The organism is Nonomuraea sp. NPDC049649 (genome assembly GCF_040675175.1).
In the GTDB taxonomy this organism is placed as follows: domain Bacteria; phylum Actinomycetota; class Actinomycetes; order Streptosporangiales; family Streptosporangiaceae; genus Nonomuraea.
Map to the genome: position 1 here is coordinate 126,955 of NZ_JBFAOH010000009.1, position 24,307 is coordinate 151,261.

21 protein-coding genes are annotated in these 24,307 nt (G+C 71.8%); 6 read left to right on the plus strand and 15 right to left on the minus strand.

The features are described 5' to 3' along the window. Positions 1-104 precede the first annotated feature (104 nt). The 5 genes from AB0J42_RS14925 to betA all read left to right on the plus strand — a co-directional run bounded on the left by AB0J42_RS14925 (position 105) and on the right by betA (position 6,703). The gene (locus tag AB0J42_RS14925) at positions 105-1,160 is read left to right on the plus strand and encodes a glycine betaine/L-proline ABC transporter ATP-binding protein (protein ID WP_364293669.1); all 1,056 of its coding nucleotides are present in this window, start codon (positions 105-107) and stop codon (positions 1,158-1,160) included. Next, entirely contained in the window at positions 1,157-3,070 is a 1,914-nt protein-coding gene (locus tag AB0J42_RS14930) for an ABC transporter permease subunit (RefSeq protein ID WP_364293672.1), read from the plus strand. Before AB0J42_RS14925 ends, AB0J42_RS14930 begins: the two co-directional genes overlap by 4 nt. Beyond that, positions 3,067-4,041, plus strand: a complete 975-nt coding sequence (locus AB0J42_RS14935; RefSeq protein ID WP_364293675.1) for an ABC transporter substrate-binding protein — start codon at positions 3,067-3,069, stop codon at positions 4,039-4,041. Before AB0J42_RS14930 ends, AB0J42_RS14935 begins: the two co-directional genes overlap by 4 nt. Before the next feature lie 65 nt (positions 4,042-4,106). Continuing rightward, on the plus strand, positions 4,107-5,042 hold the full coding sequence (locus AB0J42_RS14940) for an ABC transporter substrate-binding protein (protein ID WP_364293678.1): 936 nt from the start codon (positions 4,107-4,109) through the stop codon (positions 5,040-5,042). Then, positions 5,039-6,703 (plus strand): choline dehydrogenase, encoded by a 1,665-nt coding sequence (gene betA, locus AB0J42_RS14945; RefSeq protein ID WP_364293681.1) that lies wholly within the window; start codon positions 5,039-5,041, stop codon positions 6,701-6,703. The genes AB0J42_RS14940 and betA overlap by 4 nt, the downstream gene beginning before the upstream one ends. On the opposite strand, the gene AB0J42_RS14950 is transcribed toward betA, so the two are convergent. After that, positions 6,663-7,487 (minus strand): ABC transporter permease, encoded by an 825-nt coding sequence (locus tag AB0J42_RS14950; RefSeq protein ID WP_364293684.1) that lies wholly within the window; start codon positions 7,485-7,487, stop codon positions 6,663-6,665. The two genes, betA and AB0J42_RS14950, sit on opposite strands and share 41 nt — an antisense overlap. After that, on the minus strand, positions 7,484-8,422 hold the full coding sequence (locus tag AB0J42_RS14955) for an ATP-binding cassette domain-containing protein (protein ID WP_364293687.1): 939 nt from the start codon (positions 8,420-8,422) through the stop codon (positions 7,484-7,486). The genes AB0J42_RS14950 and AB0J42_RS14955 overlap by 4 nt, the downstream gene beginning before the upstream one ends. An 81-nt stretch (positions 8,423-8,503) precedes the next feature. Here AB0J42_RS14955 and AB0J42_RS14960 point away from each other — a divergent pair, with 81 nt between their 5' ends. After that, positions 8,504-9,274, plus strand: a complete 771-nt coding sequence (locus AB0J42_RS14960; RefSeq protein WP_364293690.1) for a TetR/AcrR family transcriptional regulator — start codon at positions 8,504-8,506, stop codon at positions 9,272-9,274. A 90-nt stretch (positions 9,275-9,364) separates the two neighbouring features. Here AB0J42_RS14960 and AB0J42_RS14965 read toward each other — a convergent pair whose 3' ends face one another. The 13 genes from AB0J42_RS14965 to AB0J42_RS15025 all read right to left on the minus strand — a co-directional run bounded on the left by AB0J42_RS14965 (position 9,365) and on the right by AB0J42_RS15025 (position 24,305). Next, positions 9,365-10,114, minus strand: coding sequence for a hypothetical protein (locus tag AB0J42_RS14965; RefSeq protein ID WP_364293693.1), 750 nt, complete (start codon positions 10,112-10,114; stop codon positions 9,365-9,367). Between the two features lie 82 nt (positions 10,115-10,196). Beyond that, the gene (locus tag AB0J42_RS14970; RefSeq protein WP_364293696.1) at positions 10,197-10,772 is read right to left on the minus strand and encodes an ATP/GTP-binding protein; all 576 of its coding nucleotides are present in this window, start codon (positions 10,770-10,772) and stop codon (positions 10,197-10,199) included. Then, positions 10,753-11,115, minus strand: a complete 363-nt coding sequence (locus AB0J42_RS14975; RefSeq protein ID WP_364293699.1) for a DUF742 domain-containing protein — start codon at positions 11,113-11,115, stop codon at positions 10,753-10,755. Before AB0J42_RS14975 ends, AB0J42_RS14970 begins: the two co-directional genes overlap by 20 nt. Positions 11,116-11,142: 27 nt before the next feature. After that, positions 11,143-11,565, minus strand: a complete 423-nt coding sequence (locus tag AB0J42_RS14980; RefSeq protein WP_364293702.1) for a roadblock/LC7 domain-containing protein — start codon at positions 11,563-11,565, stop codon at positions 11,143-11,145. Between the two features lie 22 nt (positions 11,566-11,587). Further along, entirely contained in the window at positions 11,588-14,455 is a 2,868-nt protein-coding gene (locus AB0J42_RS14985; RefSeq protein ID WP_364293705.1) for a nitrate- and nitrite sensing domain-containing protein, read from the minus strand. Positions 14,456-14,681: 226 nt separating this feature from the next. Beyond that, on the minus strand, positions 14,682-16,907 hold the full coding sequence (locus AB0J42_RS14990) for a [protein-PII] uridylyltransferase (RefSeq protein WP_364293708.1): 2,226 nt from the start codon (positions 16,905-16,907) through the stop codon (positions 14,682-14,684). Between the two features lie 18 nt (positions 16,908-16,925). Beyond that, positions 16,926-17,264 (minus strand): P-II family nitrogen regulator, encoded by a 339-nt coding sequence (locus tag AB0J42_RS14995; protein ID WP_358515589.1) that lies wholly within the window; start codon positions 17,262-17,264, stop codon positions 16,926-16,928. Further along, positions 17,261-18,571, minus strand: a complete 1,311-nt coding sequence (locus tag AB0J42_RS15000; RefSeq protein ID WP_364293710.1) for an ammonium transporter — start codon at positions 18,569-18,571, stop codon at positions 17,261-17,263. Before AB0J42_RS15000 ends, AB0J42_RS14995 begins: the two co-directional genes overlap by 4 nt. A 232-nt stretch (positions 18,572-18,803) precedes the next feature. Further along, positions 18,804-19,745, minus strand: a complete 942-nt coding sequence (locus tag AB0J42_RS15005; protein WP_364293713.1) for a sigma-70 family RNA polymerase sigma factor — start codon at positions 19,743-19,745, stop codon at positions 18,804-18,806. A gap of 102 nt (positions 19,746-19,847) precedes the next feature. Further along, a complete protein-coding gene (hutI, locus tag AB0J42_RS15010; protein WP_364293716.1) occupies positions 19,848-20,993 on the minus strand; it encodes an imidazolonepropionase in 1,146 nt (381 codons plus the stop codon). A 29-nt stretch (positions 20,994-21,022) separates the two neighbouring features. Next, positions 21,023-22,345 (minus strand): formimidoylglutamate deiminase, encoded by a 1,323-nt coding sequence (locus AB0J42_RS15015; RefSeq protein ID WP_364293719.1) that lies wholly within the window; start codon positions 22,343-22,345, stop codon positions 21,023-21,025. Next, entirely contained in the window at positions 22,336-23,592 is a 1,257-nt protein-coding gene (locus tag AB0J42_RS15020; RefSeq protein ID WP_364293722.1) for an allantoate amidohydrolase, read from the minus strand. Before AB0J42_RS15020 ends, AB0J42_RS15015 begins: the two co-directional genes overlap by 10 nt. 26 nt (positions 23,593-23,618) lie before the next feature. Further along, positions 23,619-24,305 carry an SDR family oxidoreductase gene (locus AB0J42_RS15025; protein ID WP_364293725.1) on the minus strand — a complete coding sequence of 229 codons (687 nt, stop codon included), beginning with the start codon at positions 24,303-24,305 and terminating at the stop codon, positions 23,619-23,621. Positions 24,306-24,307 lie beyond the last annotated feature (2 nt).

Consider the following 24,307-nt stretch of genomic DNA (forward strand, 5'->3'; position numbering starts at 1 on the left):
TAACACCGCAGATGCGCACAGGTCTCCTAACGGTCACAACGTTGAGTTTTTCTTTCTTGACGCCATATGTTGAGCCCCCTAGGCGAGAAGGCGAGGAGTGCGGGGTGTCCCCTGAGAACGCGGCCATCGCGGTCGAAGGGCTCTGGAAGATTTTCGGGCCCAAGTCCGAGAGAGTGCTGGCGAGCGAGGACAGGCACCTGGACCCCGCCGCACTCCGAGAGAAGACAGGCTGCACCGCCGCCGTGCGGGACGTCGGCTTCGAGGTCCGTCCCGGCGAGGTCTTCGTCGTCATGGGCCTGTCCGGGAGCGGCAAATCCACGCTCGTACGGTGCCTCACCCGGCTCATCGAGCCCACCGCCGGAAGCGTGACGATCGGCGGCGAGGACGTGATCGCCGCCTCCCCCGCCCGCCTGCGCGACCTGCGCCGGCACCACGTCAGCATGGTGTTCCAGCACTTCGGCCTGCTGCCGCACCGCCGGGTGATCGAGAACGTGGCGTACGGGCTGGAGGTCCAGGGCGTGCCCAGGGCCGCCAGGCACGAGCGGGCCGGGGAGATCCTGTCGCTGGTGGGCCTGGAGGGTCACGCCGACGCCTACCCCGACCAGCTCTCCGGCGGCATGCAGCAGCGCGTCGGCCTGGCCCGCGCGCTCGCCGTGGACCCCCAGGTCATGCTCTTCGACGAGCCGTTCAGCGCGCTCGACCCGCTGATCCGCCGCGACATGCAGGCCGAGATCATCCGCCTGCACCGCGAGGTCGGCAAGACGATGGTGTTCATCACCCACGACTTGTCCGAGGCGCTCAAGCTGGGCGAACGCATCGCGATCATGCGGGACGGCGAGATCGTCCAGATCGGCAGCCCCGAGGAGCTGGTGGGCGCCCCGGCCGACGACTACGTGGCCGACTTCGTCCACGACGTGCCCAGGAGCCAGGTGCTGACGCTGCGCTGGATCGCCCGGCCGCCCGAGAGCGGCGAGCCGCTGGACGGGCCCGCGCTGCCCGCCGCGACGGTCGTCCAGGACGCCATCGGCGCCGCCTCCGAGTCCTCCAGGCCGATCCGGGTCATGGACGGGGAGGAGCTGGCCGGGGTGGTCGACCGGGTGGACCTGCTCGCCTTCCTGTCCGGCCAGAAGACGCCCGCGGCGGCACGGGCCGGCGCATGAGCAGCACGACCGTCACCTCCGCCTCCGGGCTGCGGATGCCGAGATGGGCCGCCCCGGCGGGGATCACGGTCCTGTTCGTCCTGGTGTACCTGGTCTTCCGCGGCACCGGCACGCTGCCGCACAACAGCGAGGCGGCGCCGTTCACCGCCGTCACCGAGCTGCGCGAGTGGATCGACGACCACCGCAACGACAACCCGATCTTCCTGTACTTCCTCAACTACATCCGCCTGTTCGTCGACCTGGTCTACACGTTCTTCCTGTCGACGCTGGTCGCGATGGGGTGGCCGGGGCTGATCGGGGTCATGGGCGGGCTCGCCTGGCTGGCGGGCGGCTGGCGGGTGGCGCTGGGGGCGGTGGCCGGGTTCGCCTCGTTCGGCGTGTTCGGGCTCTGGCAGTCGAGCGTCGAGACGCTCGCCCTGGTCGCGGCGGCGGTGCTGCTGTCGCTGGCGATCGGCGTCCCGATCGGCGTCTGGGCGGGGCTGTCGGAGCGGGTGCGCAAGGCCATCACGCCGGTGCTGGACGTCATGCAGATCATGCCGACCTTCGCCTACCTGGCGCCGCTCGCGCTCTTCTTCCACATCGGCGCCCCGGCCGGCGCGATCGCCACGATGATCTACTCGATGCCGCCCGCGATCCGCATCACGGCGCTGGCCATCGGGCAGGTCTCCCCCACCGCGGTCGAGGCCTCCGCCTCGCTGGGCGCCACCCGTACGCAGACGCTGTTCAAGGTGTATCTGCCGTTGGCGCGCTCCACCATGGCGCTGGCCGTGAACCAGACCATCATGATGGCGCTGTCGATGGTGGTCATCGCCAACCTGATCTCCGCGCCCGGCCTCGGCTCCGACATCATCCGCGGCCTGTCCAGGGCGCAGGTCGGCATCATGCTCCCGGCCGGCATCGCGATCGTGATCATGGCGGTGGTGCTGGACCGGATAATGGTCGCGGTGGCGAGGCGCGACCCGCACAGCCGGATCGGCCGCGGCAGGCTCGCGGCGGCGGGCGCGCTGGCGCTCACCGGGCTGGCGGCGGCGGCGTTCGTGCCGCGGCAGTGGCCCGCGGAGCTCACGGTCAGCGTCACCCGCCCGATCAACGAGACCGTGCTCTGGGCCGAGACGAGCTGGTACGGCGTCACCACGTTCATCAAGGACACGGTCACGATCTACCTGCTCAACCCGCTGGAGACGGTGTTCACCACCGCGCCGTGGTGGCTGGTCGCCGCCGGGGTGCTGCTGGCCGCCTGGCGGGTCAGCGGGGCCCGGCCCGCGCTGACGGCGCTGGCCTGCCTGCTGGGCATCGCGCTGCTCGGTACGTGGGAGCACTCGATGCGGACGCTGACCACGGTCGCGGTCGCGGTCGTCGCCACCCTGGCGATCGGCGTGCTGCTGGGCATCGCCGCCGCCCGCTCCGACCGGTTCTCCGTCGTGCAGCGCCCGCTGCTGGACGCCGCGCAGACCATGCCCGCGTTCGTCTACCTGCTCCCGGCGCTGGCCCTGTTCGGCACCACCCGGTTCACCGCGATCTTCGCCTCGGTCATCTACGCCGTGCCGCCCGTGGTGCGGCTGGTCGAGGACGGCATCAGGAACGTGCCCGCCTCGGTGATCGAGGCCGCGACCTCCACCGGCTCGACCCCCGGGCAGATCCTCCGGAAGGTGCAGCTGCCGCTGGCCCGCCGGGCCATCCTGCTCGCCGCCAACCAGGGGATCGTGCTGACCCTCGCCATGGTCGTGGTCGGCGGGCTGGTCGGGGCCGGCGCGCTGGGCTACGACGTCGTACTCGGATTCTCCCAGCGTCCCGACTTCGGCATGGGCTTCGTCGCCGGTGTCGCCACGGTCCTGCTCGGAGTCATGCTCGACCGCATCACGCAGGGCGCCGACGGGCGTTCCCTCCCCCGGAAAAGGAATTTCACATGAAGATTCGCCTGTTCGCAGGCCTCTTGACGCTCGCGCTCGCCACCGGCTGCGGCGGGGCCACCGTCGACGGTGACGGCGCGACGACCGCCGCCTCCCCCGAGGGCTCCGCCGACTCCGCCTCCCCGGCCGGCACGGTGAAGATCGCGGTCAACCCGTGGGTCGGGTACGAGGCGAGCGCCAACGTGGTGGCCTACCTGCTGAAGAACGAGCTCGGCTACACCGTCGAGATGCCGGAGATCAAGGAGCAGCTCGCCTGGGAGGGCTTCGAGACCGGCGACGTCGACGTCATCATCGAGAACTGGGGCCACCCGGACCTCAAGAAGCAGTACATCGAGGAGAAGCAGGTCGCCGTCGAGGCGGGCTCGACCGGCAACAAGGGCGTGATCGGCTGGTACATCCCGAAGTGGATGGCCGACGAGCACCCCGACATCACCGACTGGAAGAACCTCAACAAGTACGCCGACCTGTTCAAGACCTCCGAGTCCGGCGGCAAGGGCCAGCTGCTGTTCGGCGACCCCTCGTACGTCAGCAACGAGGCCGCGCTCATCAAGAACCTCAAGCTCGACTTCAAGATCGTCACCGGCGGCAGCGAGGCCGCGCTGATCAAGAGCGCCCAGCAGGCGCAGGCGCAGAAGAAGCCGCTGCTGTTCTACTTCTGGGACCCGCACTGGCTGTTCAGCCAGACCGAGCTGGTCCGGGTGAAGCTGCCCGAGTACACCGAGGGCTGCGACGCCGACCCGAAGAAGGTCGCCTGCGACTACCCGGAGATGGACCTCGACAAGATCGTCAGCAAGAAGTTCGCCGACACCGGGGGCAAGGCGTACGAGCTGGTCAAGAACTTCAACTGGACCAACGCGGACCAGAACCAGGTGTCCGACGACATGACCAACGGCGGCATGTCCGGTGAGGACGCCGCCAAGAAGTGGATCGAGGCCAACCCGGACAAGTGGCAGGCCTGGATCCCCAAGTAAGCCACTCCGATCCCCCTTGAGACCCGTGACCCGCCCCGCGCGGGTCACGGGCGCCGGAGACTCTCATGCGAACCAAGATTCTCGCCGGGCCGCTCGCGCTGGCCCTGCTGCTGACCGCCTGCACCGGCGAGGAGCCCGCCACCAGGGCCGACGCCAACCGGACCGTCAAGATCGACATCCACGGCTGGGCGGGTTACCAGGCCCAGGCCGCCGTGCTGGCCCACCTGCTCAAGACCCAGCTGGGTTACCGGGTGGAGACGCGCGAAATGGCCGAAGCGGACTCCTGGAAGGGGTTCGAGAGCGGCGAGGTCGACGTCATCGTGGAGAACTGGGGTCACAACGACCTCAAGGAGGAGTACATCGAGAAGCGCAAGGTCGCGCTCTCCGCCGGTCTCACCGGCAACAAAGGGGTTATCGGGTGGTATGTCCCGGAATGGATGGTCAGGCAATATCCGGACATTACGGACTGGCGAAACCTAAACAAGTACGCGCACCTCTTCAAGACCCCGCAATCCGGCGAACTCGGGCAGATGCTCGACGGCGACCCCTCGTTCGTCACCAATGACGAGGCGTTGATCAAGAATCTCAAGCTGAATTACAAGGTCGTCTACTCCGGGAGCGAGGACGCTCTCATCAAGGCCGCCCAGTCGGCCACCAAGAACAAGACGCCGCTGCTGCTCTACTTCTACGAGCCGCAGCACCTTTTCACCAAGGTCAAACTGGTGAAGATCAATCTGCCCGCGCACGCCATCGGCTGCGACACGCGCCCGGCCAAGGTCGCGTGCGACTATCCCCCGTACCTCCTCGACAAGATCGTGAGCAAGAGGTTCGCCGAGACCGGCGGAAAGGCCTACGAGCTGGTCCGCAACTTCAAGTGGACCAACGACGACCAGAACAAGGTCGCCAGCGACATGGTCAACGAGGACCTGTCGGCCGCCGAGGCCGCCAAGCGCTGGGTGGACGAGAACGAGATCGTGTGGAAGGACTGGATCCCCCGGTGAGGTACGACTTCGTCATCGTGGGCGGCGGCTCGGCCGGCTGCGCCCTGGCCAACCGGCTGAGCGCCGACCCGTCCGTGTCGGTGCTGGTGCTGGAGGCCGGGCGCGCCGACTGGCGGTGGGACGTGTTCATCCACATGCCGGCCGCGCTGATGTTCCCCATCGGCAGCAGGTTCTACGACTGGAAGTACGAGTCCGAACCCGAGCCGCACATGAACGGCCGCCGCGTCTACCACGCCCGCGGCAAGGTGCTTGGCGGCTCCAGCAGCATCAACGGCATGATCTTCCAGCGCGGCAACCCGCTCGACTACGAGCGCTGGGCGTCCGACCCCGGCATGGAGAGCTGGGACTACGCGCACTGCCTGCCGTACTTCAAGAAGATGGAGAGCTGCCTGGCCGACCCGGACAGCGACTTCCGCGGCGGGCAGGGCCCGCTCAAGCTGGAGCGCGGGCCGGCGAAGGGGCCGCTGTTCGAGGCGTTCTTCGAGGCCGTGCAGCAGGCCGGGCACCCGCTCACCGACGACGTGAACGGCTACCGCCAGGAGGGCTTCGCGGCCTTCGACCGCAACCTGCACCGCGGCCGGCGGCTCAGCGCCGCCCGCGCGTACCTCCACCCGGTGCGCCGGCGCCGCAACCTGACCGTCAGGACCCGGGCCTTCGTGGAGCGGATCGTCTTCGACGGCAAGCGGGCGACCGGCGTCGTCTGCGACGGCGAGCGCATCGAGGCGGGCGAGGTCATCGTCTGCAGCGGCGCGATCAACTCCCCGCAGCTGCTGCAGCTGTCCGGCGTCGGCCCCGCCTCGCTGCTGGAGCCACTCGGCATCCCGGTGGTGCACGACCTGCCCGGCGTGGGCGAGAACCTCCAGGACCACCTGGAGGTGTACGTCCAGCACGCGTGCCTGAAACCGGTGTCGCAGCAGCCCTCGCTGGCCATGTGGCGCAGACCCTTCATCGGCGCCCAGTGGCTGTTCCTGCGCGGCGGGCCGGGGGCCACCAACCACTTCGAGGCGGGCGGGTTCATCCGCTCCAACGACGAGGTCGCGTACCCGAACCTGATGTTCCACTTCCTGCCGATCGCGGTCCGCTACGACGGCTCCGCCCCGGCTGGCGGCCACGGCTACCAGGTGCACATCGGCCCGATGTACTCCGACGCCCGCGGCTCGGTCCGCATCACCTCGGCCGACCCGCGGGTCAAGCCGGCCCTGCGCTTCAACTACCTGTCGACCGAGCAGGACCGGCGCGAGTGGGTGGAGGCCGTCAGGCACGCCAGGAACATCCTGTCCCAGCCCGCCTGGGCCGACCTCGACGGCGGCGAGCTGTCCCCGGGCCCGTCGGTGCAGACCGACGAGGAGATCCTGGAGTGGGTCGCCCGCGACGGCGAGACGGCGCTGCACCCGTCGTGCACCTGCAAGATGGGCGTCGACGAGCTGTCGGTGGTCGACCCGGAGACCCTGCGGGTGCACGGCGTCGAGGGCCTGCGCGTGGTGGACGCCTCGGTCATGCCGTACGTGACGAACGGCAACATCTACGCCCCGGTCATGATGCTCGCGGAGAAGTCGGCCGACCTCATCCTCGGCGACACCCCGCTGCCGCCGGAGCCGGTCGACTTCTACCGCCACCAGGTCAGCGGTCCAGGCGCTGGTACGCCCGGACCGACAGGATGAAGAAGACGACCGTCAGCGCCAGCGGCCACACCACGGCCATCAGGACCGGGTGCCGCGCCACCCACGAGTCGCCGCCCCAGCCCGGGTTGCCGAACAGCTCGCGGGCGGCGGCCACGGTGGACGACAGCGGGTTCCACTCCGACAGCGCGCCCAGCCAGCCCGGCATGGTGGACGGGGCGACGAAGGCGTTGGACAGGAACCCGACCGGGAACTCCAGCGTCTGGATCACCACGGTCGTGCCCGGGTTCCGGACCAGCAGGCCCAGGTAGATGCCCGCCCACAGCAGGGCGAAGCGCAGCAGCAGGAGCAGCGCCACCGCGCCGAGCGCGCCCTGCGGGGTGGCCGGGCGCCAGCCGACCGCGAGGCCGCAGGCGATCAGGCCCGCCAGCACGAGCACGGAGTTGAGCAGGTCGGCGACGGCGCGGCCGATGAGCACGGCCGCCGGCGCCATCGGCATGGCGCGGAACCGGTCGGTGACGCCCCTGTTCAGGTCGGTGATGACGGCGGTCATGGTGGCGCTCAGCCCGAACAGCATCGTCATGCCGTACATGCCGGGCATGAGGAAGGTGAAGTAGTCGGCCCCCTCCGGCACCGCCACCGCGCCCCCGAACAGGTAGCCGAAGGCCAGCGTGATCATGATGGGGAACACGATCCCGAACACCACGGTCATCGGCTGGGCGGCCCAGTGCAGCAGGTCCCGGCGGGCCACGGTCCAGCCGTCGGCCAGCGCCCAGCGCAGCCGTGTCAGCGGTCCGTCCGCTATCTCCGGGGCGAGCGTCGTCATCCCTCTTCCCTCCTCGTGCCGGTCAGGCTCAGGAACACCTCGTCCAGGGTCGGCCTGCGGACGGCCACGTCGTCGGCCTCGACCCCGACCCCGGTCAGGGCGGGCAGCACGGCCGCCAGGGCCGCGACCCGGTCGGTCACCGGCACGCTGACGCGCCGGGTGTCAGGGTCGGCCGCCGCCGGGCCGCCCGCCGCCGCGGCCACGATCCCGGCCGCCTCGCCCAGCCGTTCCGGGTCGCGGATCACCACGTCGAGCCGGTCGCCGCCGAGCCGGGACTTCAGCTCGTCGGGTGTGCCCCCGGCCACCACCCGCCCGGCGTCGATCACCACGACGCGCCCGGCGAGCTGGTCGGCCTCCTCCAGGTACTGCGTGGTGAGCAGCACGGTGGTGCCGCCCGCGACCAGCCCGCGCACCGCCTGCCAGACCTCGCCGCGGCTGCGCGGGTCGAGCCCGGTGGTCGGCTCGTCGAGGAAGAGCACGGCCGGGTCGAGGATCATGCTCGCGGCCAGGTCGAGCCTGCGCCGCATGCCGCCCGAGTACTCCCCCACCGGACCCGGATGGTCCAGCCCGAACGCGTCCAGCAGCTCGGCCGCCCGGTCGCGGGCCGAGCGGGCGTCCAGGTGGTAGAGCCGGCCGAACAGCTCCAGGTTCTGCCGCCCGGTCAGCAGCTCGTCGACCGCCGCGTACTGCCCGACCAGGCCGATCGACCGCCGCACCCGGCGGGGGTGGCGCGCCACGTCGTGCCCCGCCACGCTCGCGCGCCCGCCGTCGGCGCGCAGGAGCGTGGTCAGGATGCGCACCGCGGTCGTCTTGCCCGCGCCGTTGGGGCCGAGCAGTCCGCAGACCGTGCCCTCGGCCACCTCCAGGTCGAAGCCGTCCAGGGCGGTCTTGCCGCGGTAGGTCTTGCGCAGCCCGCGCGCCTCGATCACCGCCATCGCACCTCCTCATTTCCGTCGTACGGCGTACGGTACAGTGCACGGTGGAGCTGCGCAACCGTACGGTGTACCGTACGAAGGGTGACGGTGGAATACAGCGGCAAGGGAGACCCGGCGCGCAGCCTCGCGCTGCTCTGGCGCACCAGCGAGCGCGTCAGCCGGAAGGGCAAACCCGACCTCAGCGTCGACCGGATCGTGCGCGCCGCCATCGAGGTGGCCGACACCGAGGGGCTGCAGGCGCTGTCCATGCGCCGGGTGGCGGAGCGGCTGGGCGTCGGCACCATGTCGCTCTACACCTACGTGCCCGGCAAGCCGGAGCTGCTCGACGTCATGCTCGACACCGTCTACGGCGAGACGGCCAGGCCCGAGGACGTGCCCGGCGGCTGGCGGGCCCGGCTGGAGCTGATCGCCCGCGAGAACTGGGCGCTCTACCAGCGCCACCCCTGGCTGCTGCAGGTCGCCACCAGCCGCCCGGTGCTGGGGCCGAACGTGACCGCCAAGTACGACTACGAGCTGCGGGCCATCGACGGCATCGGGCTCACCGACGTGGAGATGGACTCGGTCATCACGCTGATCACCGGATTCGTGCACGGCACGGCCCGGGGCGCGGTGGAGGCCGCCCAGGCGGAGAGCCAGACCGGGATGTCCGACGAGCAGTGGTGGGCCGCGCACGCGCCCTTCTTCAGCCTCATCGCCGACCCCGACCGCTTCCCCACCGCCGCCCGCGTCGGCCAGGCGGCCGGCGAAGCCCTCGGCGCCGCCTACAGCGCCGACCACGCCTTCGAGTTCGGCCTCCAGCGCGTCCTCGACGGCATCCAAGCCCTGATCGACACCCGCTCCACCGACACCTAGCACGCAGGGTCCCGACGCGGTCGGTCCTGGCCACTCACCCCAGGGGACGGCACCTCAACTCGGGGGACATCCCTCGGCGGGCGCGGCGTCTCAGCTGGCGGGGCGGCGTTCGGTGGGGCCGGCGGCGAGGACGGTGGCGCGGTGCCTGGCGGTCGGGGGCCGGGTCCAGGCCAGGCCGGGGCCGTCCTCGGTCAGGAGGCGGAAGAGCACGTCGCGCAGGAGGGCGCGGGCGGGCATGCCGGGCCGGTCGGCGCGTAGCTTCTCGTAGGCGTCGAGCACGCGGGCCAGGTCGAGCAGGAGCGTGTTGCCCTCGTCGCCGCCCTCGGGCGCGACGGCGACCTCCAGCAGGCCGGCGTCCGGGTCCGCGCGGCAGCCGTCCCGATCCGGGCAGACGATCTCCCGCACCGCCGCGGCGAAGGCGCCCCGGTCCAGGCCGTCGATCTCGCCGTCGAGCCAGCCGGGGCGCAGGTGCAGCACGCCGGGCTGTTCGGCGGCCAGGCACGAGGTCACCAGCTGGCGCACCGTCTCCTCGGGGTCGTACAGCCCCTCGGGGCCGCGCTCGGCGAACCGGTCCGCGAGCAGGTACAGCGAGACGAGCGCCGGCGGCCGGCGCACGGTCAGCACGCCGCGGTCCTCGCCGACGTCGAGTGGGCCCACCTTGTCCTGGTACGCCCGCAGCCCTTCTCTGAAGGCCACCCGCCCGTTCTCGTCGAGCCGGTCCGCCCAGCCCCGCGGGGACCGGTGTAGAGCGGGCTCCTCAGCCCGGGAGGCGTTGCGCCTGAAGGACCAGACGATCACACCGATGACGGCGAGGCCGCCCGCCAATGCGATCCACACCATGCACGCCCTCTGTCTCCATCAGATCCTCGGAGATCAAGAGCGTAGTGTGGGCAAGCCTCATATTTCCGGTAATTCGCCTGTCCTAAACGGGCGCCGCCCGCAGCCGCACCACGTGCTCCACCAGGGAGATCAGCGTGCCCTTGACCGCCTCCCGGTCCCGCGCGTCCGTACGGACGATCGGCACCTGCGGGGAGAGCGCCAGCGCCTCGCGGACCTCGGTGTCGCCGTGCTGGAACTGCCCGTCCCACCCGTTGATCGCGATGACGAACGGCAGCCCCGCCTCTTCGAAGTAGTCGATGGCCGGGAAGCTGTCGGCCAGCCGCCGCGTGTCGACCAGCACCACCGCGCCGATCGCGCCGCGCACCAGGTCGTCCCACATGAACCAGAACCGGTGCTGGCCCGGCGTGCCGAACAGATACAGGATCAGGTCCCGGTCCAGCGACACCCGGCCGAAGTCCATCGCGACCGTGGTGGTCTGCTTGTGCGGGGTGAGGCCGATGTCGTCGATTCCCGCGGAGGCGTCGGTCATGACCGCCTCGGTGGTCAGCGGCAGGATTTCGGACACCGCCCCCACGAACGTCGTCTTGCCGACGCCGAAGCCGCCCGCGACCACGATCTTCGTCGAGGTGAGGCCGGGGCTAGAGCCTGCGAAGTCCACTGAGCACCCTTTCGAGCATGTTGAGGTCTGGCTGTCCCTGCTCCAGGCGTGGCGCGTGCAGGCGGACGAGCCCTTCATCGGACATGTCTGCGACCAGCACCCGGGCCACGCCCAGCGGGACCCGGAGCAGGGCCGAGATCTCGGCGACCGACCGGAACGACCGGCAGAGCTGCATGATCGCTTCCTGCTCGGGAGTGAGCATGGCCATCTCGTCGTCCGGAATGGACATCGAGGAGATCAACGTCTCCATCGCCAAGTGGTAGCGCGGTTCGGAGCGTCCGCCCGTCACCGCGTAGGGACGGAACAGGGGCTCTTCGTCCCCGTGCCCGTCACTCCCGTACACGGCCCTCTCCCCTCCTCCTCACTCACATCACCGCGTCCTGGCCGCTTGCAGCTCGGCGCGCAGGGCCGGCGTGAGCGCCTGGCCCGCGCGGTCGACTAGCAGCGTCATCTGGTACGCCACCAGTCCCATGTCGCACTCGGCCGAGGCCAGCACGGTCAGCACGGAACCGTCGCTGATCGCCATGACGACCAGCAGGCCGCGCTCCATCTCGACCACGGTCTGCGTCACCGCGCCGCCCTCGAACACCCGGGAGGCGCCCACGGTGAGGCTCAGCAGCCCGGCCGAGACGGCGGCGAGCTGGTCGGCCCGGTCCGGCGGGAATCCTTCCGAGGCGGCCAGGCACAGGCCGTCCGCCGATACGACGACGGCATGCGCGACTCCGGGCGTGTTCCGCACGAAATCGGTGATCAGCCAGTCGAACCGGTGCGCCTCATGACTGAGGGTCGTCACTCGCCCTCCTCAGGACGCTCGATCACTCTTGTTCCTCCTGTTCGCGTACTTCCGCGCGGCCCCGCCGGATTCCCTGCTGGAAGCTGGCCATCCTGTTGCGCATCCGCTCGGCCGACAGCGGCGGCCGGGGCGCCTGAGCCTGCTGCTGAGGCGCCGGTCTGCTCACCGATCCCGGCACGAGGTTCGCCTTCGGCTGGCGTTTGGGCAGCCCGGCGGAGGTGACTCCGCCCAGGCTGGGGTCGCTGGCGGCGGCCGCCGCCTGCCAACCGGCGTCGGCGGCGGTCTGCCACGTTTCCTCCACAGAGGGTACGGGCTGACCGGAAGTGTCGTCGCTGGTGCCCGCCCCCTGCTCCTGCTCGCCCTGCGGCCGGCGGAACCAGGCCGACTCCACCGCGGCGAAGATCGGCAGGTACTCCTCCTGGTCGGCGTCCATCGGCGAGACGTCCACCGAGGGCGGCGGCTCCGGCGTGCGCACGTCGTTCGTGCCGTACTGGCCGCCGGGCGCCGGGCGCAGGCCCTCAGAGCTGGGATAGTCCGGGCTGGGATAGTCCGGGCTCGGGTAGTCGTGGCTCGGGTAGTCGGGGCTGGGGAAGTCCGAGCGCGCGGGCTTGCGGCGCGGCAGCTCCGGGCCCGGGTACGACGGGTAGGAGCCCGGCCGTTCCTGAGCGGGCGGCGCCGCCGGGTGGGGTCCCGACGGGTAGGAGCCGGGCCGTTCCTGAGCAGGCGGCGCCGACGGGTGGGAGCCCGGCGAGAAGCCCTGCGGCTGGCCCGCCTGGCTCGGGTACGAGGGGAACGTCCCCGAGTCGAAGGACGGGTGACGCGGCGCGTCGGTGTCGGGCCCGAACGGCCCCGCCGGGGCCCGCCCGGCGCCGGAGTCGTAGGACTCGAGGCTTCCCTGCGAGAGGTAGCCGTTCTGCGCGGGCACGTGCGGCCGGTGCGGGACGGACGTGCTGCCTCCGCCGAACGCGGGCCGCTGCGGCAGCGGCTGCCTGCTGGAGTCCTGGATGAGCACCGGCGGGATGAGCACCATCGCGATCAGACCGGTGCCGTCGCCCCGGCGCAGCTGCACCCGGATGCCGTGGCGCAGCGCCAGGCGGCCGACGACGAACAGGCCCATGCGGCGCGACACCGACACGTCCACCACCGGCGGCTCGGCCAGGCGGCGGTTGGCCTCGGCCAGCTCCTCCTCGGTCATGCTGATGCCGGTGTCGGTGACCGAGAGCAGCGCCCCGCCGCCCTCGATGAGGCTGCTGGAGACGGTGACCTGGGAGTTGCTGGGCGAGAACTGCAGCGCGTTCTCCACCAGCTCGGCCACCAGGTGGACCAGGTCGTTGGCGACGCTGCCGAGCACGGAGGTGGCGCGGTGCACCTTGACCTGCACGCGCTCGTATCCTTCGACCTCCGACAGCGAGGCGCGCACCACGTCGATCAGCTTGGCCGGCTGGCTGCGCCGGCGGGTGGGCTCGTGACCGGCGAGGACCAGGAGGTTCTCGGAGTTGCGGCGCATGCGGGTGGCCAGGTGGTCGAGCTTGAACAGGTCGGCCAGCCGGCCGCCGTCCTGCTCGCTCTTCTCCAGGCCGTCGATCAGCGAGATCTGCCGCTCGACCAGCGTCTGGGTGCGCCGCGAGAGGTTGACGAACATGGCGCTGATGTTGCCGCGCAGCTCGGCCTCCTCGGCGGCCAGCCGCACCGCCTGGCGGTGCACCTGGTCGAAGGCGCGGGCCACCTCGCCGATCTCGTCGTTGCCCGCGACCTCGATCGGCCGGATCTCGGGAGCGGTGGTCTCCTGGGAGACGCGGAGCTGGCGGACCACGTCCGGCAGCCGGAACCCGGCGATCTCCAGGGCCTCGGTGCGCAGGCGGCGCAGCGGGGTCACCATCGAGCGGGCGATGGCGACGGTGAGCAGCAGCACGATCAGCAGCAGCCCGATGATCAGCGTGCCGGCGATGATCGCGTTGCGTATCTCCCGGTCGCGCAGCTCCTGCGAGCGGAGCGCCACCTGCTCGGCGACCTTGTTCTCGACAGAGACGAGCGCGGCGATGACCTTGCTGTTGTCGTCGAACCACTGGTCCGGCGCCGCCGTGTCGGGGCTGGTCGAGGCGAGCAGGTTGTCGCGGATCCGGACGCCGGGCGCGCGGCCGCTGGCCAGCGTGACCGCGCGGGACTTGGTCAGCTCGCTGTTGTAGTACTCGGGCATGGTCAGCGCGCGCTGCAGGTCCATGCCGACCTGGGCGCCGGCCTCCTGGGTCACGGCCTCGATCTGGGCGCGCTGGGCGGCGTTGGCGGCGATGAACCGCTCGACCTCTTTGGCGTCCACGCTGTCGGCGTTGTAGTGGCCGCGCAGGAGCTGGACGCGCTGGCGGGAAACCTGCTCCTTGGCCCTGGTCAGGGCGCTCAGCGCGCGGAAGTTGCCGACGATCTCGGAGTCCTCGCTGAGCAGGCTCAGCTCGTCGTGCAGCCGGAGCAGCGTGTCCATCAGCGTGTCGTAGCGGGTGGTGTCGCGCTGGCCCTCTGCCCGGATCTTGTCGAGGTTGTCCAGGTCGATGTGGGCGCGTGCGACGGCCTGGGTGACGCGGTCGCCGTAGGACTCGTCCATCTCGCCGAGGTCGGTCTTCACGGACTGGACGAGCCGGTCGACCTCCGCCTTGCGCTCCTCGTACGGCTTCTCCAGCCGCTTGCGCTGAGATCGTGCGGCGTTGTGCCAGCCGCCGGTGTCGCGCTCCAGCCCGAGGGCCTGCACGAGGGCGCGCACCCGCTCCGCCTGCACGGCCGCGACGGCCGTGCGGTCGAAGGCGGCGACACTCTGTACGGATTCCACCACGCGCGCTCCCCCGAGCACGACGCCGGCGATGGTGGGAACCAGGACGAGCGCGGTCAGTCGCCAGCGCACTCGCCAGTTACGGAGGGCAAGCCAAGGCATCGCCCGCTTCGCGCGGTCGAGCCTCGCGGCGATGCCACCGTCGGAGTTCCCCGTAGTCACTGCTCCCGATACCCCTCATTCATCCCGAAACCATGCACCGGTCTTCAGGTCGTCCACAAGGTATCCGCAGCATCTAATGCACCGAACAAACCGGACACAATCGTTACAAAGGTGACCGTACGTCGTGTGCTGTTGGTTATCGCAGTGCGGCAAGGACGGCGTCGCGGACCTGGATGCGCTGAATGTTGTCGCTGAGGGGGCGTCCGGCACGGTCGACCACGTAGAACACGTCCACCGCCTCCGCGCCGAGAGTCTCCACGTGAGCGGCCCTCACGTCAAGACCGCAATCACCGAACGCGCGCCCGATCCGCCAGAGCAATCCTGGCCGGTCATGGGCCCTGACCTCGACCACGGTGGCGGTCGCGGAGGCGTCGTCGACCAGTGTGACCTTGGGCGGAGCGACCGGAACCCGGGCCGGACGCATGGATCGGGCCCGCCGGGCGAGCCGCTGCTCGATGTCGAGACGGCCGGCGAGGACCAGCCGGAGATCGGCCTCCAGGGTCGCGGGATCCGGGGGCGCGCCGTACTCGGGGACGACGGAGAACTCGATCACGGCCGTGGCGCCGGCCGATGCCGCCGAGGCGGAGCGCACCACGAGCCGGTGCGCGGCCAGCACGCCGGCGGCGCTCCACAGCAGACCGGCCCGGTCCGGCGCGACCACGGTCACCGCGCCGCCCTGCACCCGCACCGCGCCGCCGCCGTGCCGGGCCAGCGCCGCCTGCTCCGGCGAGAGCGTGGGCGCGGCGGGCGGCGGCGAGCCGGACAGCGCCGAGCGCACCCGGCGCACCAGGTCGGCGACCAGCCCGGCCTTCCAGGCGTTCCAGGCGGCGGGGCCGGTGGCGGTGCCGTCCGCGACCGCCAGCGCCGCCAGCAGCTCCAGCACCTCGCGCGAGCCCACGGTCGCGGCGACCTTCTCGATGGTGACCGGGTCGGACAGGTCGCGCCGGGTGGCGGTCTCGGGAAGCAGCAGGTGGTGGCGGACGACCGTGGCCAGGACGTCGATGTCGCGCGGCGGCAGCCCGATGCGGGCGCCGATGTCGCGGACCACGACCTCGCCCGTCGAGGAGTGGTCGCCGGGCCAGCCCTTGCCGATGTCGTGCAGGAGCGCCGAGATCAGCAGCAGGTCGGGGCGGGAGACCTCGCGGGTGTGCCCGGCGGCGTTCGCGGCCGTCTCGATCAGGTGGCGGTCGACGGTGAACCGGTGGATCGGGTGGCGCTGCGGGCGGTGCCGCACCCGCTCCCAGTCAGGAAGGAGTCTGACAATGATCCCCGCCTGGTCCAGCTCCTCCCACACGGGGACGGCCGCGCGCCCGGCGCCGAGGATGGACACCAGCGCGTCGCGCGCCGTCTCCGGCCACGGCACCGGCATGGGGGCCGACTGCGCTGCGAGAACCGACACGGTCGCGGGGGCCAGCGGCAGCCCGGACTCGGCCGCCGCGGCGGCGGCGCGCAGCGCCAGCACCGGGTCCTTACGGGGCGAGGCGCCCCGGGCGAGCACCACCTCGCCGCCGTGCTCGACCACCCCGTCGGCGAGCGGGCGGCGGCCGCGCGGCGCTGGCCCTGACAGGAGTTTGTCAACCGTCCGCCAGGTCGAGTCGAAGGCGTGGGAGACGGTCCGGCCCGCCTCGGCGAGCCTGCGCATCACCGCCTCGGCGTCGAGCAGGCCGAGCAGCCCGGCCACCGCGTCCTGCTCCTGCAGCACGAGCCGGTCGGTGGCGCGGGCGGTGACGACGTGCAGGGCGTGCCGCACGTCGAGGATGAACTCGTGGGCCTCGCGCACCCGGGGGCCGGGCGCGGAGGCCACCCAGGCCGCCGCGACGGCCTGCATCGCCTGGACGTCGCGGAGCCCGCCGCGGCCGTCCTTGAGGTCGGGTTCGAGGAGGAAGGCCAGCTCTCCGCTGGCCTGGGCGCGCTGCTCGGCCTGGTCGCGCAGCTCGCCGAGCCTGCGCCGGGAGTCGGCCCGCCATTCGGCGAGCACCGCCTCCCTGGCCCTCCTGGTCAGCTCCCGGTCACCGGCCACGTGCCGGGCCTGGATCAGGCCCAGCACGGCCTTCAGATCGTCGCGGGCCACCGCCACCGCTTCCTCGACCGTACGGACGGAGTGGTCGAGGCCGATGGCGGAGTCCCAGACGGGGTACCAGATGCGGTCGGCGATCCGGCCGACGTCGGGCCGGCCGGTGTGGAGCAGGACGAGGTCGAGGTCGCTGCCCGGGGCGAGCTCGCCCCGCCCCAGGCTGCCGACGGCGACCAGGGAGACGTGCTCTCCGTCGCCGGCCGTGCGGAAGAGGTCCCGCAGCCAGCGGTCGATGTCCGCGGTCCGCTCCTTGCGGGCCGCCGCGTACGAGCGCGCCTCGTCCCTCACCGTTCCCCCGATCCGCCTCTACAGAGCCTCCGGCCCGCGCTCCCCCGTCCGCACCCGGACCACGGTGTCGACCGGGACGGACCAGACCTTGCCGTCGCCGATCTTGCCGGTCTGCGCCGCCTTGACGATGACGTCGATGACGTCCTCGGCGTCGTCCTCCTCGGCCAGGACCTCCACGCGGACCTTGGGCACCAGGTCCACCTGGTACTCGGCGCCGCGGTAGACCTCGGTGTGACCGCGCTGCCGGCCGTAGCCGCTCGCCTCGCTGACGGTCATGCCCTTGATGCCGAACTGCTCCAGGGCGGCCTTCACGTCATCGAGCTTGAACGGCTTGATGACGGCTGTGATGAGCCTCATGCTTCCACCTTCTTGGGAGCCGGGGTGACGGGGCCGTTGGGGGAGCTCATCCCCGAGGCGTGGACGGTGCCGAGGTCGTAGCCGGTCTCGGCGTGGGTGGTGACGTCGACGCCGGTCACCTCGTCCTCGGCCGGGATCCGGAAGCCCATCGTCCTGTCGATGACCTTGCCGATGACCCAGGTGACCACGAACGAGTAGAGGCCGACCGCGACCGGGCCGAGCACCTGGAGGCCGAGCTGGCCGAAGCCGCCGCCGTAGAACAGGCCCGTGCTCTGGTCGTCGGTCGCCGGGTAGGCGGCCACGAAGCCCAGCGCGACCGCGCCGATGACGCCGCCGACGAGGTGGACGCCGACCACGTCGAGCGAGTCGTCGTAGTCGAGCCGGTACTTCAGGCCGACCGCGAAGGCGCAGACGGCGCCCGCGATCAGGCCGATCAGCGCGGCCGCCCAGGGGTCGACGAAACCGCAGGCGGGGGTGATGGCGACCAGGCCGCTGACCGCGCCGGAGGCGACGCCGAGGCTGGTGGCGTGGCCGTCGCGGAGCTTCTCCACCACGATCCAGGCGCCGGCCGCGATGGCGGTGGCGAGCTGGGTGTTCATGAAGGCCAGCCCGGCGATGCTGTCGACGACGAGCTCGGAGCCGGCGTTGAAGCCGAACCAGCCGAACCAGAGCAGGGCCGCGCCGAGCAGCACCAGCGTCAGGTTGTGCGGCCGCATCGGCTCCTTGCGCCAGCCCTGCCGCTTGCCGATGACCAGCGCCAGCGCGAGCGCCGCGGCCCCGGCGTTGATGTGCACGACGGTGCCGCCGGCGAAGTCCTCGATCCCCATCGAGTTGAGCCAGCCGCCGCCCCACACCCAGTGGGCCACCGGGAAGTAGACGATCGTCGCCCAGACGGCCGCGAACAGGACCCAGGCCCCGAACTTCGCGCGGTCCGCGATCGCGCCGCTGATCAGGGCGACCGTGATGATGGCGAACGTCAGCTGGAAGGCCGAGAAGACGAGGCTGGGCATGCCCGTGCCGTCGTCGGCGGTGGCCGTGTCGACGAGGCTCTGCAGCCCCAGCGCGTCGAACCCGCCGACGAAGCTGTTGACGGCCGACACGGGGTTCTCCGTGAATGCCAGAGAGTGCCCGAAGAACAGCCAGAGTACGGTGACGACGATGATCGCGGAGAACGACATCATCATCATGTTCAGGACGCTCTTGGCCCTGGTCATCCCGCCGTAGAACAGCGAGAGCCCGGGAGTCATCAACAGCACCAGCGCGGTGGCGGTGAGCATCCAGGCCGTGGTGCCGGTATCGATCTGCACGGCGCGACCCTCCTTAACGGTGACGTGATCGCCCCAGCGTGTTCGGCCCCGGTTTCGGGGTTCGACCTGGTGTGTTTCACGTTCGTGAATCTCGCCGCGCCGGTGTTTCGGGAGAGTTTCGGTTGTCTCACCGCCCAGATTCCGGCGGTTTTCGGTCGTACCAGGGGCCCGGAAAGCGGCGAGGCCGGCCCCCTCTGCGGGGACCGGCCTCGGGAAGAGCTCCGTAGGAAGATCAGGCGGCGGTGTCGGCCATGCGGCGCAGCCGCGCCAGCGCGTCGCGCTCGATCCGCCGGGCGCGGTCGCGCCCGATGCCGTAACGCTCGCCCACCTCGGTGAGCGTGTGCTCGCGCCCGTCGACCATTCCGTAACGCCAGCGCAACATGTCGCGCGTGTCGCCCTCCAGCCCGGTCAGCCACTCGTCGAGCCGCTCGCGCTCCAGCACGTCGATCGCCTGCTGCTCCGGGTCCCCCCAGGTGTCGTCGGCGATCATGTCGCCCAGCTCGGTCTCGTCCTCGTCGCCCACGCCCAGCTGGAGCGAGACCGGGTCGGAGGCCCAGCGGCGCAGCTCGCGCACCCGCTCGATGGGCAGCTCCAGCACCGACGCGAGGTCCTCGTCGGTCGGCTCCGTGTCGAACTCCGCCAGCATGTCGCGGCGCACCCGCATCAGCCGGGTCATCTGCTCCCCGGCGTGCGTGGGCAGCCGCACGGGCCTGGCCTGCTCGTGGATGGCCCGCCCCACCGACTGCCTGATCCACCACGTGGCGTAGGTGGAGAACTTGTAACCCCGCTTGTAGTCGAACTTCTCGACCGCCCGCACCAGCCCGAGGTTGCCCTCCTGGACCAGGTCGATCAGGGGCATCCCGCGCCCCGAGTACTTACGGGCGACCGCCACCACCAGGCGCAGGTTGGCCTGGATGAACTCGTCCTTGGCCCGCTGGCCTGAGATCGCCAGGCGTTCCAGCTCCTCGTCGGCCGCGTCCCCGATCCGCGGCTCCGCCTTCCCGCTGTCGAGAAGCTGCTCGGCGAAGAGACCCGCCTCGATCCGCTTCGCCAGCTCGACCTCCTCCTCCGCCGTGAGCAGCGGTACCCTACCGATCTCGGCCAGGTAGGTCCCCAGCAGATCTCGATCCGCGACGTGCTGCTCCTGCCCTCGACTCCCCGTTGGCCTTGCCATCCCCAGGCACCTCGTTCCGCAGCTGCGTTCTTAACCCGCCAACGTCCGGCCGCAGGCAAAGATTCCCCAAAGAACTACGACCACAGGAGGGTTCTGGGCCTCCTACTCAAGGAGGAGACCGCCGCGGAACACCTGGTGGACGAGGGGAACGCCGGGCCGATAGGCCAGGTGAACGTACGAAGGAGCGTCGAGGAATACGAGGTCGGCGCGGCTTCCGGAACCCACCCAGCCTACGTCCGTCCGCTCAAGAGCGCGCGCCCCGCCCCGGGTCGCCGCCCGGATCGCCTCCAGCGGCGTCATCCCCATCTCCCGCACCGCCAGCGCGACGCAGAACGGCATCGAGGAGGTGTACGAGGAGCCCGGGTTGCAGTCGGTGGCCAGCGCGACCGTCACCCCGGCGTCGATCAGCCGCCTCGCGTCCGGGTACGGCGAGCGGGTGGAGAACTCGGCCCCGGGCAGCAGCGTCGCAACAGTGCCCGAGGAGGCGAGCGCGTCCACGTCGGCGTCGGTCAGATGGGTGCAGTGGTCGGCCGACGCGGCGCCCAGCTCGCAGGCGATCCGCACGCCGGGGCCCTCGCCGAGCTGGTTGGCGTGCACCCGGGGGCGCAGGCCCGCCTTCATCCCGGCGGTCAGGATCTCCCGGGTCTGGTCGCCGTCGAACGCGCCGCGCTCGCAGAACACGTCCACCCAGCGGGCGTGCGGGGCGCAGGCCCGCAGCATCTCGCCGGCGACCAGGCTGACGTACGCGTCGGGGTCGGCGCCGGCGGGCACCACGTGCGCGCCGAGGAACGTGGTCTCCTCGGTCAGCGTGGCGGCGATCTCCAGCGAGCGGCGCTCGTCCTCGACGGTCAGCCCGTAGCCGCTCTTGATCTCCACGGTGGTGGTGCCCTGCCTGTACATCTCGGCCACCAGCGCGGCGGCCCGGGCGGCCAGCTCGGCGTCGCTCGCGGCCCGGGTGGCGGCGACGGTGGTGCGGATGCCGCCTCCGGTGTACGGCTCGCCGGACATGCGGGCCTCGAACTCCGCCGTCCGGTCCCCGCCGAAGACCAGATGCGCATGACTGTCCACGAACCCCGGGATGACACACCTGCCCCCGGCGTCCACCCGCCGATCGGCAGCGGGCGCCCGCCCTGCCTCCCCAGCCCAGACGACCTTCTCGCCCTCCATCACGAGAGCGGCGCCCTCGATCTCCTCCCGCTCCGGATCCCCCGTATAGAGCAGCCCGATCCCCTCGACCAGCGTCGTCACCGCGGTCCCCTCCCGTCGGCCGGCATCCGTCACCGCAACCCCTCCATCGCCTCGGTCAGCAGTGCTCCCACGTCGCCGAGCACGTGCTCGCCCTCGTCCACGATCAGACGGCCGCCCGAGATCACCGTGCGCACATCGGCCGCCGTCGCCGCGTACACCACCGCCTCCAGCCCGGACGCGCCCGCCGTCCGTACCGTGTCCGTCCGTACCGTCACCAGGTCGGCCCACGCGCCCGGCACCAGCAGCCCCGCGTCCGGGAACCCGAGCGAGGCGTGCCCCGCCGCGGTGGCGGCGGCGAGCAGCTCGGCGGCGGTCCAGTGGCCGCGCCGCTCGGTGGCCAGCCGCGCGTTCAGCTCGACGGCCCGCGCCTCCTCGAACAGGTCGATCACCGCATGACTGTCGGACCCGAGCGTCAGCGGCGACCCCCGGTCGAACACCTCCCGCGCCGGCCCGATCCCGTCGGCCAGCTCCCGCTCGGTGGTCGGGCACATGCACAGGTAAGTGCCCGAGTCGCCGAGCAGCCCCATGTCGGTCTCCGACAGGTGCGTGGCGTGCACGGCCGTCGTCCGCGGCCCCAGCACCCCGCGATCTTGCAGCACCTGGGCAGGCGAGGCCCCGTACGCCTCCCTACAGGCCGCGTTCTCGGCCCGCTGCTCGGAGACGTGCGCGTGCAGCGGCGCGGCGTGCCGGTGGGAGAACTCCGCCACCACCGGCATCTGCTCCGGCGGCACGGCCCGCACCGAGTGGATGGCCGCGCCGATCTCCACGTCCGGCTGCCCCTCGTACGCGGCGGCCAGCTCCTCCGCCCGCGCCGCCCACCCGTCGGCGTCGCCGTCCCCGAACCGCAGCTGCGTGCCCACCAGCCCGGCGCCCGGCCCTCCCGACAGGTAGCAGGCGTCGATCAGCGCGATCCGCAGCCCCGCCTCGCGCGCGGCCGTGATCAGCGCGTGGCCCATCTCGTTGCGGTCGCCGTACGGGATCCCGCCGGGGGCGTGGTGCAGGTAGTGGAACTCGCCCACGCAGGTGACCCCGGCCAGCGCCATCTCGGCGTAGACCGCCCGCGCCAGCCTCAGGTAGGAGCCGGGGTCGAGCCGGCCGGCGACCTCGTACATGCGGTCGCGCCAGGTCCAGAAGTCGCCCTTGCCCGTCTGCGTGGCGGCGCGCAGCGCGCGGTGGAACGCGTGGGAATGCGCGTTGGCCAGCCCCGGAATGGTCAGCCCCGGCAGCCGCCGCGCCGAGCCGGGCTCACCCCTGGTCACGTTCGCGATCCTGGCCCCGTCGATCTCCACCAGCACGCCGTCGGCCACGCCCTCGGGCAGCCACGCCCGCTCACACCAGTACGTCAGCGACACAGCTCCTCCAGCACGTCGGCCAGCGCCACCACGCCCGCCCGGCAGTCGGCCTCCTCGGCGTGCTCCTCCGGTGAATGGGACACACCGGTCGGGTTCCGTACGAACAACATCGCGGCGGGCACCCCCGCGGCGGCGAGGATCCCCGCGTCATGTCCTGCCCCGGTCGGCAGCACCGGCACCTCCCCCGCCGCCCGCGCCACCCGCTCCCGCAACCCCGCGTCGAACTCCACCAGCGGCGTCCACGACTCCTCCCGTACCTCCACGACAGGCCCGGGACCTCGCTCAGGACTCCCGCCAGGACCCGGGCCTCGGACCCCGTGATCTCGGTCGTGGCCCCCGCTCTCTCCGGGAGCGCCGCCGGTGAGGTGTTCCTGAAGTTCTCGTACGAGGGCGCGCACGCTTTCCTCGGCCGGGCCGCGGGCGTCGAGCCAGGCGGCGACGTGGCCGGGGACGGCGTTGGCGTTGTTCGGAGTGACGAGGACCTTGCCGACGGTGGCGAGCACGTCGCGGCGGGCGGCGGAGTCGCGGGCGGCCAGCACCAGGCGGGCCAGCAGCAGCATCGGGTCGTCGCGGTCCTCCAGCCGGGTGGTGCCGGCGTGGTCGGCGCGCCCCCGCAGGTCGAACCGCCACCGCCCGTGCGGCCAGATCGACCGCGCCACCCCGACCGGCCGGTCCAGCGTGACCAGCGCCTTGCCCTGCTCGACGTGGAGTTCCACGAACGCGCCCACGGTGGCGAGGGTTTCCGGGTCGGGCCCGAGGGCGCGCGGGTCGCGGCCCGCCCGGGTGAGGACGTCGGCCAGGGTGTCGCCGCGGTCGTCGGTCAGCCCGAGCGCCCGTTCCGGAGTCAGCACCCCGGTGAGCAGCCGCGACCCCACACAGGGCACGCCGAACCGGGCGCCCTCCTCGTCGGTGAAACAGACGACCCCGACCGGTCTGGACGGCCGGAACCCCCGCTCCCGAAGCAGGTCGAGGGCGGCGAAGGCGGACACCACGCCGAGCGGCCCGTCGTAGGCCCCGCCCTGGCGGACGGAGTCGAGATGGCTGCCGGTGACCACGCCCGGCTCTCGGGCGGGGTCGCCCCACCAGGCCCAGAGGTTGCCGTTGCGGTCTTCGGTCAGGTCGAGGCCCCGGCGCGCGGCCTCGCCCGCGAACCAGTCGCGCAGTTCGAGGTCGGCGTCGGACCAGGCGTCCCGGTTGTAGCCGCCGGTGGCGGGGTCGCGCCCCACGTGGGCGAGTGCGTCGAGCATGCGCCCACTCTAGTGAATGGATCTATTCAGGAGACAGGCCCCGCGCTCGGCCGGATGGTCAGCTCGGTCAGGTGCGCGTCCGGCCCCGCGGTGACCGCGGCCAGCACCGCGCGGGCCACGGAGTCGGCGGTGAGGTAGCGCTCGGGCTGGTACTCGCCGCCTTCCTGCTCGCGGACGCTCCGCTGCATGGGGGTGTCGATCCGGCCCGGGTAGATCGTGGTCACCCGCAGCTCCGGCTCCTCCTGCCGGAGCGCGTCGGCGAAGGCCCGCAGCGCGAACTTGCTGGCCGCGTACGCCCCCCAGCCGGGGTTGGCCCGCTGACCGGCCCCCGAGTTCACACAGACGACGTGGCCGCCCGCCCGCCGCAGCGCGGGCAGCAGCAGCCGGGTCAGCTCGGCCACCGCGAACAGGTTGAGCTCCATCGTGTCGCGCCAGACGGAGACGGGCAGTTCGCCGATCCGGCCCAGCTTGGTCACGCCGGCGCTGTGGACGAGCACGTCGAGCCGGTCGACGCCGGCCACGTCCGCCTCGGTGACCTCGGTCAGCTCCACCGGCCAGGTCCGCGCGCCGGGCAGCCCGGCCGCGACCTCGTCCAGCGCCTTCCGGTCACGCCCGCCGAGCAGCACGTCGTGGGTCGGGGCGAGAGCCCGCGCGACGGCCGCGCCCACCCCTCGTGAGGCCCCCGTAACCAGGGCCGTGGGTCGTTCACTCATGA